General features: G+C 56.6%; 13 protein-coding genes. 4 read left to right on the top strand and 9 right to left on the bottom strand.

The genetic code is table 11. From position 1 onward, the window contains the following. Nucleotides 1-24: 24 nt before the first annotated feature. The 3 genes from A0U92_RS16725 to A0U92_RS16710 all read right to left on the bottom strand — a co-directional run bounded on the left by A0U92_RS16725 (nucleotide 25) and on the right by A0U92_RS16710 (nucleotide 4,644). A complete protein-coding gene (locus A0U92_RS16725) occupies nucleotides 25-1,815 on the bottom strand; it encodes a fatty acyl-AMP ligase (RefSeq protein ID WP_408736091.1) in 1,791 nt (596 codons plus the stop codon). 619 nt (nucleotides 1,816-2,434) lie between these two features. Beyond that, complete coding sequence (locus A0U92_RS16720) at nucleotides 2,435-2,719, bottom strand: hypothetical protein (protein ID WP_149026510.1); 285 nt, start codon at nucleotides 2,717-2,719, stop codon at nucleotides 2,435-2,437. Between the two features lie 413 nt (nucleotides 2,720-3,132). Further along, nucleotides 3,133-4,644 (bottom strand): complex I subunit 4 family protein, encoded by a 1,512-nt coding sequence (locus tag A0U92_RS16710; protein WP_077814097.1) that lies wholly within the window; start codon nucleotides 4,642-4,644, stop codon nucleotides 3,133-3,135. 70 nt (nucleotides 4,645-4,714) lie between these two features. Here A0U92_RS16710 and A0U92_RS18065 point away from each other — a divergent pair, with 70 nt between their 5' ends. Continuing rightward, nucleotides 4,715-4,930, top strand: a complete 216-nt coding sequence (locus tag A0U92_RS18065) for a hypothetical protein (RefSeq protein WP_149026509.1) — start codon at nucleotides 4,715-4,717, stop codon at nucleotides 4,928-4,930. 59 nt (nucleotides 4,931-4,989) lie between these two features. Here the strand turns inward: A0U92_RS18065 and A0U92_RS16705 are convergent, their stop codons facing one another. The 5 genes from A0U92_RS16705 to A0U92_RS16685 form a co-directional block, all read right to left on the bottom strand. Next, entirely contained in the window at nucleotides 4,990-5,616 is a 627-nt protein-coding gene (locus tag A0U92_RS16705) for an MlaC/ttg2D family ABC transporter substrate-binding protein (RefSeq protein WP_077814096.1), read from the bottom strand. Nucleotides 5,617-5,661: 45 nt separating this feature from the next. Beyond that, nucleotides 5,662-6,363: an MlaA family lipoprotein gene (locus A0U92_RS16700; protein WP_236748388.1), complete on the bottom strand. Its 702-nt coding sequence runs from the start codon at nucleotides 6,361-6,363 to the stop codon at nucleotides 5,662-5,664. Between the two features lie 574 nt (nucleotides 6,364-6,937). Further along, nucleotides 6,938-7,708, bottom strand: a complete 771-nt coding sequence (locus A0U92_RS16695) for a DUF2076 domain-containing protein (protein ID WP_077814094.1) — start codon at nucleotides 7,706-7,708, stop codon at nucleotides 6,938-6,940. A 117-nt stretch (nucleotides 7,709-7,825) separates the two neighbouring features. After that, nucleotides 7,826-8,326 carry a kinase inhibitor gene (locus tag A0U92_RS16690; RefSeq protein WP_077814093.1) on the bottom strand — a complete coding sequence of 167 codons (501 nt, stop codon included), beginning with the start codon at nucleotides 8,324-8,326 and terminating at the stop codon, nucleotides 7,826-7,828. Nucleotides 8,327-8,359: 33 nt separating this feature from the next. After that, on the bottom strand, nucleotides 8,360-8,578 hold the full coding sequence (locus A0U92_RS16685) for a hypothetical protein (protein ID WP_077814092.1): 219 nt from the start codon (nucleotides 8,576-8,578) through the stop codon (nucleotides 8,360-8,362). A gap of 488 nt (nucleotides 8,579-9,066) precedes the next feature. On the opposite strand from A0U92_RS16685, the gene A0U92_RS16680 reads away from it, so the two are divergent. Beyond that, nucleotides 9,067-9,273 (top strand): cold-shock protein, encoded by a 207-nt coding sequence (locus A0U92_RS16680; RefSeq protein WP_010667901.1) that lies wholly within the window; start codon nucleotides 9,067-9,069, stop codon nucleotides 9,271-9,273. Between the two features lie 377 nt (nucleotides 9,274-9,650). Further along, nucleotides 9,651-10,283 (top strand): glutathione S-transferase, encoded by a 633-nt coding sequence (locus A0U92_RS16675; protein ID WP_077814091.1) that lies wholly within the window; start codon nucleotides 9,651-9,653, stop codon nucleotides 10,281-10,283. 103 nt (nucleotides 10,284-10,386) lie between these two features. On the opposite strand, the gene A0U92_RS16670 is transcribed toward A0U92_RS16675, so the two are convergent. Then, on the bottom strand, nucleotides 10,387-11,133 hold the full coding sequence (locus A0U92_RS16670; protein ID WP_077814090.1) for an ABC transporter substrate-binding protein: 747 nt from the start codon (nucleotides 11,131-11,133) through the stop codon (nucleotides 10,387-10,389). A 204-nt stretch (nucleotides 11,134-11,337) separates the two neighbouring features. Here A0U92_RS16670 and A0U92_RS16665 point away from each other — a divergent pair, with 204 nt between their 5' ends. Then, nucleotides 11,338-12,528 (top strand): SMP-30/gluconolactonase/LRE family protein, encoded by a 1,191-nt coding sequence (locus tag A0U92_RS16665; protein WP_077814089.1) that lies wholly within the window; start codon nucleotides 11,338-11,340, stop codon nucleotides 12,526-12,528. Nucleotides 12,529-12,868 lie beyond the last annotated feature (340 nt).

Below are 12,868 nucleotides of genomic sequence, written 5' to 3'. Positions count from 1 at the left end.
CAGGGCGTTACAGCGCCTCCGAAATCAGGCGGCAGACGGTGTGTTCTCGTCCAGCCGGTTGAAAGCGCCCGCCAGAAGCATTGTCTTCGCCTTTGCGCGTGTGAGCTTGCCGGAAGACGTCTGCGGCAGCGAGTGAGGCGGCAGCAGAATGATGGTGGCGTCCACGCCATGGCGACGGAAAACCGAACTCACCCGCTCGCTCAGGGTCGTGCGGGCTTCCGGTGTGGTGGCGCGGCAGTGGACCAGAGCCACGACTTTTTCCTCACGATTTTCTTCGACGGAAAAAACCGCGACATCATGGTTGCGAAGGCCGTCGATCTCGTTTTCCGCGCTCCACTCAAGATCCTGCGGCCAGATGTTACGGCCGTTGATGATGATCAGATCTTTCGCCCGACCGGTCACCACAACCTGATTATCCAGCATGTAGCCAAGATCGCCCGTATTGAGCCAGCCGTCCGCACTGAGAGCCTCGGCGCTTTCCTTCGGCAGACGGAAATAGCCGCTCATCAGGCTCGGGCCGCGCGCATAGATGGTGCCGACATGGCGTTCAGGCAGAATGGAGCCGTTGGCCCCACGAACTTCAATTTCATGGCCCGGGAGAACCTCGCCGCACAGCACGAACGTCCGCAGCAGGTGGGACGGATCGTTACATGGATGCGCCACGCCTTCCGTTTCCAGACGACGCAGATCGATCGTATCGGTCCGCAGACCCACATTCAGGGGCGCGAAGCTGATGGCGAGCGTGGCTTCGGCCATACCATAGCTGGCGACAAACGCGCGGGCATCAAAACCCTGCGAGGCAAAGCGTTCCGCGAAGCTCTCGAGAATGTGAGGGCGGATCATGTCGCCACCGATTCCGGCAACACGCCAGCTTGAGAGATCGATGTCGGCCGCACCGGAACGACGTGAGCAGAGGTCGTAGCCAAAGGACGGGCTGTAGGACAGGGTGCCCTTGTTGCGCGACATCAGATCCAGCCAGACATGCGGACGCCGCGCAAACTCACGGGTCGGCAGCAGATCCACGGTCAACTGGCACGCCATGGGCGTCAGGAAGAACCCGACGAGTCCCATGTCATGGTAGAGCGGCAGCCAGGAGACGCAACGGTCTCCTGTCTCACGGACCTGAAGGCCATCACGGCTAATGGAATGCGCGTTGGCCATGCCAGAGCGCTGGGTCACACAGACGCCCTTCGGGAAGCGGGTGCTGCCCGAGGAAAACTGGAGATAGGACAGATCGTCGGGTTTGATGGTCGGCAGCGGCCGGTCGGCAGCGGGCAGCTCCATCAACTGCGCGGGTGACCCACCGAATTTGAGATCGAAGCCTGCGATGATGTCGTCCGTCCAGCCCGCGATGATATCCGGCACGACAATGGCGGAAACATCCGCAGTTTCGATCATGCCCCGGATCGTGCCGACATACGTCTCGCGCCCCCCGAATGCGACAGGCAGCGGCATGGGGGTGGCGACAAGCCCGGCATACTGGCAGCCGAAGAAGATGCGGGCGAAATCGCCGTCACTCTCGGCGATGAGACCGACGCGATCTCCGGCCTGAAGCCCGAGCGTCAGCAGTCGGCGCGCCATTTCACGGGCCTGTTCGCGCAGCAGGCTGTAAGGCAGCGCTTCGAGCAGGACTCCACGCCCCGAATAGATGTTGTATCCAGCGGACCCCTCGGCGGCGTAATCCAGCGCTTCCGTGAAGGTTGCAAAATCACCATGGCGGCGCTTCTGACCAGAGGCGGTTGGAACGGGAGAGGGTGTTGTGTCCTGAAAGCCAGTGATGGTGGGCATGCTTTCGATACGGGATATGACAGTCATTCAGCTGGCCATTCTCAGGTAATATGACAACCACTTTGCGGGGCCGACGATGGTGAGAGACTTATCGCCGTTTCTGTTGGATTTGAGGCCTATATAATATTTTTGCCGTTTTATGAAAGGTTGTGTCGTGATTGCGGGCCTTATACCCCGGTCCCAGCCCCTGTTTCCACACGATTATGACATCCGGGATCAACGACGCTCATCGCCGAAATTCTACGCAACCTGTTGTTTTAAAATAATATACCTGACCGTCTAGTTTTTTAAGATCGCTTTGGAGGCTGGAGGCAGGCCAGCATGGAAGATATGAGAAGATCGCATTCCGGAAGACCACCCAACCAATGGTTTCCTGAAAATTAAAATGGAAAACCTTTAATATATACAACAAGATTCATAAAAAATCTTCTCCATGACGGGAAGTTCGTGAAATGGAAGGAAATAATTTTTGTTGCCTGTTTGTGTCTTCGTTCGGGCGGAAAACCACGGTCTGCGGTGTGATCCGAACAAGCGAGATGCTCAGACCATCGGGCATAAACAGGTCGAATGGTGTTCCTTTTTACTGGAGCAGCAAGACCCCCGGCACAGGCCCCCACCAAGGTGATGGTCTGCGATAAAGTCGTCGCTACACCGTTCCGGCCAGCCCATCCCCGGTGGCGCCATAACCGGGCTCCCGCTGCTTGCAGCAGCACCAGCAAGGCACCAGCGCCATGAGCGGAGCATACGGCGCACGCCGGTAATTCCCCCTGCACAACAAGCAGGCAGAACCGGGCCAGAAATGACTGGTTGAGACAGGCTGTGAGCGCCAGCCACCCCACTGGAGCCAACGTGTGCTGCGCTTTTTTTCGTATGCGCCACGACCCGGAGCCACCCCGACGTTCCGAATGGCGCGACCAGCAATCGCATCCATTCCATATGTCCGCAGGCGCCGAAGCGGGCCAGCAACGAGATCAAAGGCCGAATGACCGTTCATCGCGCGTAGGTCGGACGCGTACTGATGGACGACCATCTATTCAGGGAAGGCGTCCGATATCAGCCTTGCCCGGCTCTTTTTCAGGAGGCCGTCTGTTCTCCAAACCGATCCGACTCCGCTGCTCTTTGATCGAAGTTCCTCATGCGCTGCTGTGCTTCGCAGGCCACCCAAAACCCAATGGCTCAGACCCATCATGTCTTCGCAGGATGTCCCCTCCACCCATAAAAAAAACCTTGCGGCCTCCCGGATGAAACAATCCGGAAGCTGCAAGGGCTCATTCATGATACGGGAACCAGTTCTTCGGAGACCGTTCAGCGGCCTCCGTCCATAACTGACAATGTGCCGCCGTTTTAACGGGCGGCAACCATCTGATGCGCTGTGTGCGCCATAGCTTCCTGATTGGGAGCCCCCAGCGCATGGACGATCACGGGATCGAACAGGCTGGTGAAGGACGCCGGGTGGACACCCATCCACAGCGTGACCACAGCCAGCGGCACGAGCACCATCATCTCGGCGGGCGTCAGGTCACGCAGGAGGCCGACAGTGCCCTTCACGGACCCGAAAATCACATCGCGGTAGAGCGCCAGCATGTAGACCGCGCCCATGATCATCGTCGTGCCGGCGAGCAGGGCCAGCCAGAAGGAGACATGAATCGCCCCCATCAGGACCAGGAGTTCGCCCACGAAGGAGCCGGTTCCCGGAAGGCCGACATTGGCCATCGTGAACAGCATGGCCAGCGAAGCCAGCGCGGGCATGCGGAACGCCACACCGCCAAGCGCAGAAATGTCACGGGTCTCGGCGCGCCATGCGATGGCGGAGACGCAGAAGAACAGCGCCGCGATGACCACGCCATGCGACAGCATCTGATAGATCGCGCCGTCCACACCCTCGGCGTTGAGGGTGAACAGACCAACCGCGATCATGCCCATGTGCGAGAAGGAGGAATAGGCGATGACCTTCTTCATGTCCTTCTGCGCGAAGGCGATGAAGGCGGCATAGATGATGGCGATGACGCCGAGCGGCAGGATGTAGGGTGCGAAACGATGCACCGCTTCGGGAAACATCAGGACGCCAAAGCGCAGCAGACCGTAAGCGCCTGTCTTTGACAGCACGCCCGACAGTAGCGCCGTCGTCGGCGTGGGAGCCTCGGTGTAGGCGTCCGGCAGCCACGCATGCAGCGGGAACAGCGGCAGTTTCACGCCGAAGGCGAGAACGAAGGCCATCAGCAGCCAGCACTGCACGGACAGAGAGAAATGCCCCTGCATCAGCGCCGGGATATCGGTCGTGCCCGCCATGTTCCACATCGCGACCAGCGCGACGAGCATGAACAGTGAGCCGCCGAAGGTGAACAGGAAGAACTGGAGCGACGCCCAGACGCGCTTCGGTCCGCCCCAGACGCCGATCATCAGGCTCGCGGGGATCAGCGTCGCCTCATAGAACATGTAGAACACGACCAGATCGAGCGCCGAGAACAGCCCCATCAGCGCCGTTTCAAGGAACATGACGGCGGCCATGAAGTCGCAGGCGCGCCCCTGCACGCTCCGCCATCCGGCCCCGATCGACAGTGGCGTGAGAAAGGCCGTCAGCAGGACGAAAACGAGACTGACGCCGTCAACGCCCGTATGGTACGAAATACCAAAATTCGGCATCCACGCCAGTTGGGTCTCATACTGGGCACCCGGTATCTGCGGATCGAAACCGACCCACATGACAACGGAGAGCGCCAGCACCGCGAGACTCGTCCAGAGCGCGATCCAGCGCCCCGTCCGGTCTGCCGTCTCCGGCGCTCCCTTGGCGAGGAGAATGGCCAGACCGCCCAGAACAGGCAGATAGGTGACGAGGGTAAGAAGGATCGGGTGCACGGCGTACTCTCAGGTCTCGGTACGATAATTATGGCGAGACCTTAGCGCCCCAGTCCGCATGCTGCCAGTCATGAGTCGCGAAGAAGAACTCGCCGTCATCACAATTCCCATGAACAGACTCCTTCATTTAAGAGCGCCTGTGCAGGGCGCTTTCCTTTGGGCCGTTCCCGGCTGCCCGGCAGGACGTTACAGGCGTAATTCCGCCGTTCCAGCCACCTTCACCGCCCTGCATGGATCATCAGAACCACTCCCCGTCCAGAGAGCGGGGCGGGAATATCAGGCATAAAAAAAACGGCACCCCCGGGAGGATGCCGTCGCACTGCGTCACCGCATTGTGAAAGAAGCTCAGTCAGACTTTGCAGTCTGATGATGCTGGACCTGTAATTTGAGTGCAGCCAGGATGGCCGAAACCTGACCGCCATGCTGCTGGATGAAGGAGGCATAATCCTGACGTTGTGTCAGACGAAGGCTTGCCCCTTCGGCGACAACGTCCACAATCTTCGGCGAGCCGCTGCTGCTGTTGACGATCCATTCAAGATTGGCGTCAGCCTGCTGCGGGCGATGCAGGATCGTGTCGACAGACTGATCCTCGCCCTTGGGTGTCGCACTGCCGACCGTGAAGCTCACTCCGCGGTAATCACCAAGCTTGTCGGTAATCGTATTAGCCAGCACCTGACGGAACAGCTTCAGATAGTCAGCCTGCTGTTCCGGCGTTGCCGTACGCCAGTAACGCCCCAGGCAAAAGCGGCCGATGGCGTCAACATCGACATCCCCCTGCAGAATAGGGAGAACCTTTTCCTTTTTCTGCGGGCCCGACAGGTCGCTGTTCACGATTGCGACCAGACGGTCGCCAAGGTTGCGAACGAAAGCCGTGGCCGTCCCCTCGGCTGAAGCCGGGTTGGCCACGCCGGATATCAGGCTGACTGCGACAAGCGTTCCAAGCAGGAAGCGACGGGTAAAACTGGTCTGCATAGCGGCTCTGCCCCTGGTCTTCTTCTGGAATTTTCTTCTGGCGGATCAATTATACCAATCGGGAACAGTCGCCCGATTGTCATTCTTTATGGCCTCCGCCATGGCCTTGCGCTGCTGCTGGTAAGCGCTTCGAATGGTTGCATACGGATCAAGCGCATCCCGCTGAACCTGGTCCAGATCATCGAGATGGTTGGCCCGGGTGTTTATGATGCCCATGATATTATAGGCCCAGTTGAAGGTCAGAAGACCATAGCCGCGCGGAACATAGTTCCACGGTGAAAGCCCCTGATCCAGTCCATATCCGATGCCGTCACGAAAGGTGGACGGCCCCATCATGGGCAGGAAAAGGTAGGGACCGGATGGAATGCCCCATGTAGCAAGGGTCAGGCCGCCGTCATTATCATGGTGCGGATAACCCGCGTATTTCGCCACATCAATGAAGCCGCCGACACCGGCCACCATGTTGATACACCAGCGGACAAACGCGTCACCAGCGCGGCGCGACTTGCCTGCGCCAACGTCATTGAAGAACACCACGGGCTCGTTCATGGTCTGCACCATGTTCCCGAGCGATTTGCGGACGGGAACCGGCACGGCCCAGACATAAGCCTTGGCGACCGGCCGCATGGAGTATTTATCCACCGTTACCGAAAGATTGTACATCTTCCTGTTCAACGGTTCATACTTGTCGTTCGCTTCCTGGTAGTCGGCGAGGGCGTCAGGATCTGTCGGCTTCGGGGCCACCATGGATGAACAGCCGGCAAGAACCAGACTTCCGAGCACGAGTGTGCCGTTACGGAAAGCGCGGACGCGGGTTTTCACCGCATGGCCCGAAGTGCTGGAAAAGGTTTCCAGATGCAGGTCTTCCTTCGCTGAGCCCATGCCCGTCAGTCTCTCCGTTGCCCCGTCAGCCCTCCGCCGGGCCGCAAGGCCAGCCAGCAGGACAAACATATTATGCTTCTGTGAATGTCTATCTGCCGTCCTGTCTAACACGTCGTCGTCCGGATGCAATCAGTCGCCATTGTCATGGATGGCCCGCACCCCTTGCTTCCCTGCCGTGACGCAGCCGGTTTCAGGGGTTATGAACGTGAAACAGCGAGATAAGTTGAGGGCCTGCTTTCCTTGCAGGGCGCTTTCCGCAGCCTGTTGCAGCAAAGTCACAAATATAGGCCCTTTGAGCAGGAAGCGGGGGGTGAGGCGGCGGCGGACTACCGGGCCCACCAGAAAACGCCCCGGCCCTCACACAAGAAGACCGGGCGCAGGTAACGGACAGCGAGAGCGAAGCCCGCGAGGGGAGAAACCAAAATACTGAGGGGATCAATCAGAACGACTGATCGTCTCCGCCGCCCCAGTCGTCTCCACCACCACCCCAGCCATCATTGCCACCGTCGTTTCCTCCGACATCAAAGCCCGGATCCGCAGTGGTGCCCGCTCCCGCAAACGGGTCGGCAGCCCCACCCGCACCAGCCGAGTCACCATAGTAGTTGTTGACCACCGTCTGGTCGGGAGCACCCCAGCCGCCGGCTGCCTCTCCGCCACCGTGATGATCGCTGAACAGGCCTTCAAGCGCATTGGCCGCCATCATGCCGCCTGCAACACCTGCGGCGGTTGTCAGGGCTGAACCCAGAAAACCTGAGCCGCCCTGCCGGAACATGCCGGGCTGGAATCCCGGCGGCATGGGCTGCATCTGCGGCTGTGGAGCGTAACCCTGCTGACCACCCCATCCCGGAGGAGGCGCCTGCTGCGGACGCTGCTGTCCGCCCCCGAACAGTCCTCCAAGGAAACCACCCGAACTGCCTTTCGACTGCTGGGCCTGCTGCACAGCCTGCTGCGCCTGCTGAAGCTGGAACTGCAGTTCACGAATTCGGTTCTGGGATTCAACAAGCGCGGCTTCCTGCACCACAGCCATCTGCGTGATGCGGTAACGGGCTTCCGGATATTTCTGGAAATTCTCGGCGATGAATGAATCCGCTTCGGGATCGATCGGCGGCAGGGAAGGACTGGTGGAGGGTACGCTCCCCGCAGCAGTCTGTGGCGCTCCTCCGACACGAGCAATGAATTTGGATATCAGATCGCGTTCCTGGTTATTCATCTGCTTGCTTCCTCATGGCCGTTCCGACCGAACTTACCCTCTGTTTAAGGTGGGAACAGGGCGCAAAAACAACAACCCCGCTCCAGTGCTTCATTTCACTATATGAGTAGCACGGAATTATGAGGTTTTTGCACCCGAACCGTAAATGACGGTGAGACGGGCCGATGCCAGACGGTGATGATGCACCATAAATCCGACAAGAGCGGGGCTGGAGTCGACGGTCACATCCAGAAGCGGAACATCCAGAGCCGTGACGGTAAACACATAGCGGTGCATGTGTCCCGGAGGAGGCGCTGCTCCACCATAGCCCGGGACACCAAAATCGGTCCGCACTTCGAGCGCGCCTTCCGGAAGCCCCCCTTGACCTGAACCCGCGCCTTCGACAAGCGAGGTCACATCCGCCGGAATATTGGCGACTACCCAGTGCCACCAGCCTGAGCCCGTGGGAGCGTCAGGATCATAGAGCGTGACGACAAAACTCTTGGTTTCGGCCGGAGCGCCTTCCCATTGCAACGGAGGAGACAGATTGCCCCCCGTCTGCCCCATTCCGGAATAGACCTGCGCCTGAGGCATCACTGCGCCATTGCCGAAAGCCGGGCTTGTCAATGTGAACACCATGGGATGGGCTCCTTGCCGTAGGGTCTGTTTCGACTACCAGTTGAGGCTGATCAGCCAGAACTCTTCCGACGTCAGCGTCACCCCGTCGTTTTTCGGCGATTCCGAAGCAGCGTGAGCAAGGGCCGCGATACGCTCCACCATGATGGTTTTGCGCTGATGCGCTTCCGAGGACTCATTGACGGCCTTGAGAACATCAAGTGACGTCTTGGCGGCTTTGGCGACACGGGCGGCATCAAGCAGCGCGTAGGACATGGTGGGTCTCCTGCAAACAATTCCGGATCAAATGATCTGCGGGTGAAAATGGCCTCCCCAAGGCTCCGGTTCAAGAGCAGGAATACCCTGTCAGTCGATGGCGGAGTTAATCTGCTGCTTTATGATGATCAACGATCCGACCTGTGTGGGAGTCGCAGGAGATCAGGATCCATTACGCTTTTTCGGTGAAAGGTCGCCCCTCCCCGTTTCCGGCCGCTCTCATGCTTAAATCTTTATACTGAAAAATATTATCTGAAAATAAAATTGTCATTTCACAGGAGGAATACATTCCGTCACATTGATTATTTTATGATCCTGACAAAATATAATTATTTTTCTTGATTTCTCCTCTTCACTATGTGAATAACCGTTTCGGTGGATGCTCTATATGAGGGTCGCTGATGCACGTTGTATCAGTCTGTCCCGTTGGAAGTTACGATTGTGCACGTGTTCTGTGCGCGACCACCATGTTAAAAAGGAGCCTAGTTATGACAACAGGCACCGTAAAGTGGTTTAATTCTACAAAAGGTTTTGGATTCATTCAGCCGGAGGACGGCTCTCCGGATGTATTCGTCCACATTACAGCCCTTGAGCGCGCCGGCATGGCTTCGCTTAATGAAGGACAGCAGATTTCCTACGAAATCGAAGCTGGCCGTAATGGCAAGAAATCCGCAGTCAACCTTAAGGCTGCGTGATTAAAGACTGGCAGTAATGCCGTCTGGAAGCCGTCCGTCAGGACGGCTTTTTTTATGCCTGCCTACTCACATTACGGTAACAGGGAAAGCTCTCATCCTCCTTCATTCCGGTTGAACACAGGCCAGGGCAAGGGGATTGAGCCCCTTTAATAGTGTTTGGGACACAGCCCATAAAAACCAGATTAACATTTAAAATAATCTTATTATGTAAAGATTTTTAAAAATATTGATCAAATTCCCTTTAGCAATTCATACGTAGCTTTCTGGAAAATTTTGAGTGGCCATTTGCCGTTCTACTTTATATGATCCGTTTCCATATCAGATCATGAAACGTTTAATCTGTTTTCTCCGCTCCAGCCATCTGCGCATATACGAAAATGACATCGCCGGTTCTCTACACGTTCCGACGCTGCCCTTATGCAATGCGTGCGCGCCTCGCCTTGCTCTCCAGCCAGACTGACTGTGAGTGCCGGGAAATCAAACTATCAGCCAAACCAGAGGCAATGCTGAACGTGTCACCAAAAGGCACGGTTCCCGTTCTCGTTTTATCTGATGACCGTGTGATTGATGAAAGTCTGGACATCATGAGGTGGGCATTATCCCACTCCGATCCCGGACGCTGGCTCGAAAACACCCATTACGATCTGATCGAGCGAAATGACACGCTCTTCAAGCACCATCTCGATCTTTATAAATACGCCACACGCCATCAGAGCGACCCCCATCATCATCGACATGAGGCATTGAAAATTCTCTTTGACCTTGAAGCGAGGCTGGAAATTTCGCCCTTTCTGAACGGGAAAGTCTTCGGCCTTACAGACGCAGCCATCGCCCCTTTTATCCGTCAGTTTTCCGCGACAGATTCCGCATGGTTTGCGGCGCAGGACATTCCCCGCTTACAGAAATGGCTAAAGAATTTCACATCTTCACATCTCTTTGAACTGGTCATGCATCGTTTCAATCCCTGGCAACCGGATGACAAGCCCGTCTTGCTCGGAAACTGTGCGTGACGCCTGCTGGATTAAAGACGACGCTCAAAATCGCACTTTACAAATAAAAACAATATATTAACAATACAATTAAAGCGTCCGGCTTCATTTATACCCACTCGCGTCAGAAAGTGGGCCACCCGGCCGACGGAGGCGCGACACTGGCCGCACTCTGGCCATGCGCATTCAGCAATTTTCTGATCAGTCCACTCGCTTTCACATCTTCAATAAAGTCCTGCAACCAGGCTCGGGCGATTTCCCGTCCTTTCGGAACACCCATTCCCTGCTCGATCGCCGTAAAACGTCCGGGAAGCACCCGATACCCCGGATTTTCCGCAGCATAAACCGTCAGAGGCTGACGGACACCGGCTGCGGCATCCAGTTGTCGAGTGGCAAAAAGGGCAATGGCGTCCGGGGATGTTGCCGCTCGTTCAAGAGATGCCTGCTTCAGATGGCGCGTCAGAAAGAGGTCATAGGCAGCCCCTTTCCCCACGGCGATATGAACACCGGCGCGGTCCATATCCTCAATGGTCCGGTAGGGCGCATCCTCACGGACAAGATACGTGCCTTCGATCACAACATAAGGTGCTGTAAAGAGAATTTCGGCAGCCCTCACCGGATCCACAGCCAGAAACATCATATCCAGTTCCCCGGACGAGACAGCGTCCGTCACCTTGCCTGCCGCGTCAAAGGATCTGAAATCAATCGCCACATTCAGTCTTCGCCCGACTTCCCGGGCCAGATCGACCGACACGCCAGCAAGTTCTCCTGTCGTCGCATCACGGGATGCGAGAACGGGATTGCCGAGATTGATCGCTGTCCTGATGACACCCTGCGGCGCCAGCTCAGAGAGAATTTCATCAGTTTTCATAGGTTCTTCTCTTTGATTCCACCGCATCCCAGCGTGGCATGGTCGTATCGTTATAAGAGGCTGGGGCTGTAAATATTGAAAAGACAAGATGTATTGGTCTGTAAATTTCTGATGTTTTGAACCATACTGAGCCGGGACCAGCTATCAGGCCCCCCACACCGCAATCTGCCACCTGACGAAGACGCAATCGGGAGACTCTCCACCATGCCGCCACTGGCTGGACGACGCGCATTTCTTGCCACCGGCCTCAGTATGATTGCAGCATCACCTGCGAAGGCGGCAACACAGCCTGAACCACCATCAACCCTGTCTGCCCCACCCCGCTCATGGGATTCTCAGGCACCGACCGGTTATCTTCCCGACCCCGACATCATAAGCCTTGATCCATCTTTCCGGGATCTCCTGTTTCCCAACACGCCCATACAGCGCGTGCTGACAGGCGGCGGCTGGCTGGAAGGACCGGCCTGGCTTGGTGAAGCGCGCATTCTTCTGCTCAGCGACACCATCCGCAGCCAGCAATATCGTCTGATCCCTCCCGCTGGCGCAGGAGAAGGCTCACTGTCCGTTTTTCGACAGGAAAGCTATCACAGCAATGGCAATACCCTCGATACGCAGGGGCGCATCATCAGTTGCGAACATGATATGCGTCGCGTCATCCGCTGGGAACATGACGGAAGCTGTAGCGTTATTGCGGACTCATTCAATGGAAAGCCGCTCAACTCTCCCAATGATGTCATCGTAAATCCATCTGACAACAGCATATGGTTTACCGACCCGGCCTATGGCGACACCCTGATCGAAGGGCATCCTGACTCACCCGGCAACGGCGCCAATCCGACCGGGAAATTACGCTGGACTCTCGGCACTGAACTGCCGGTTCAGTTCGCCGGTCACGCCAGGCAGGCCGTTCATATTTTTCGGGTCGACGGACAGAACGGCACGATCGAAGCCGTTCTGTCCCCAGAAGACGTCCCTACCCCAAATGGTCTGTGTTTCTCACCGGATCAGAAAATTTTCTATGCAACAGGCACCCTGCCGCCTCCCACGCATGACACACGCGGTCCACAGCACGTGATCTATGCGTTCGACATGATCAATGGGCATCCGCAGAACCGGCGTATTTTCTGTCCCTTCATGCTTGAAAACCACAATATGATCCCTGATGGCATCCGCACAGATGTGTTCGGTAATCTGTGGTGTGGAGCCTCCGGTCCCTTCGGGCTGGCCGGCGTGCTCTGCTACAGTCCGACCGGAAAACTGATCGGACGGATCCGTCTGCCATTCGGGTGTTCCAACCTCACTTTTGGTGGCCCAAAACGTAACGAGCTTTACATGTGCTGCGGCTCACAGATGTTCCGCCTTCTTCTTGAAACACAGGGGGCCGGACTATCCTGAACCGGGCCGTTATGAAAGGACGAAGCATTCGTTCCAGGATGTCTGCCCTGAAAAGTCTCTCATGAAATTCCTTTCAAACAATTCAGACGTTTTAATCGAGATTTTTATTTTCAAACAATAGGATATTCCATGAAGCTTTTTGAAAAAAGCTTCACCAAGAGCTTTTACTGTCACAAGATGACCTGTTTCTGACACACCTGTTCCTGAAACGGCACGCAGGCACACCATGACAGTCGCATCAAAGACATTATTTGGATGATATCAATTATACTTTCCCGAATCCCCTCCTGCACTGACACAAATTTTCTTTTGCAACTTCTCTTTGCTGTCCTACGTTGTG

The sequence above is a fragment of the Acetobacter aceti genome, from assembly GCF_002005445.1.
Taxonomy (GTDB): Bacteria; Pseudomonadota; Alphaproteobacteria; order Acetobacterales; family Acetobacteraceae; genus Acetobacter; species Acetobacter aceti_B.
The sequence above is the reverse complement of the archived record's forward strand: the minus strand, read 5'-3'. Positions and strand labels throughout refer to the sequence as shown.

Coding starts and splice junctions, on each gene's coding strand:
- A0U92_RS16725 (WP_408736091.1), bottom strand. CDS start 1,815: ATGACTGTCATATCCCGTATCGAAAGCATGCCCACCATCACTGGCTTT.
- A0U92_RS16720 (WP_149026510.1), bottom strand. CDS start 2,719: ATGGATGCGATTGCTGGTCGCGCCATTCGGAACGTCGGGGTGGCTCCG.
- A0U92_RS18065 (WP_149026509.1), top strand. CDS start 4,715: ATGAGTCGCGAAGAAGAACTCGCCGTCATCACAATTCCCATGAACAGA.
- A0U92_RS16705 (WP_077814096.1), bottom strand. CDS start 5,616: ATGCAGACCAGTTTTACCCGTCGCTTCCTGCTTGGAACGCTTGTCGCA.
- A0U92_RS16700 (WP_236748388.1), bottom strand. CDS start 6,363: ATGGTGGCCCCGAAGCCGACAGATCCTGACGCCCTCGCCGACTACCAG.
- A0U92_RS16695 (WP_077814094.1), bottom strand. CDS start 7,708: ATGAATAACCAGGAACGCGATCTGATATCCAAATTCATTGCTCGTGTC.
- A0U92_RS16690 (WP_077814093.1), bottom strand. CDS start 8,326: ATGGTGTTCACATTGACAAGCCCGGCTTTCGGCAATGGCGCAGTGATG.
- A0U92_RS16685 (WP_077814092.1), bottom strand. CDS start 8,578: ATGTCCTACGCGCTGCTTGATGCCGCCCGTGTCGCCAAAGCCGCCAAG.
- A0U92_RS16680 (WP_010667901.1), top strand. CDS start 9,067: ATGACAACAGGCACCGTAAAGTGGTTTAATTCTACAAAAGGTTTTGGA.
- A0U92_RS16675 (WP_077814091.1), top strand. CDS start 9,651: ATGACATCGCCGGTTCTCTACACGTTCCGACGCTGCCCTTATGCAATG.
- A0U92_RS16670 (WP_077814090.1), bottom strand. CDS start 11,133: ATGAAAACTGATGAAATTCTCTCTGAGCTGGCGCCGCAGGGTGTCATC.
- A0U92_RS16665 (WP_077814089.1), top strand. CDS start 11,338: ATGCCGCCACTGGCTGGACGACGCGCATTTCTTGCCACCGGCCTCAGT.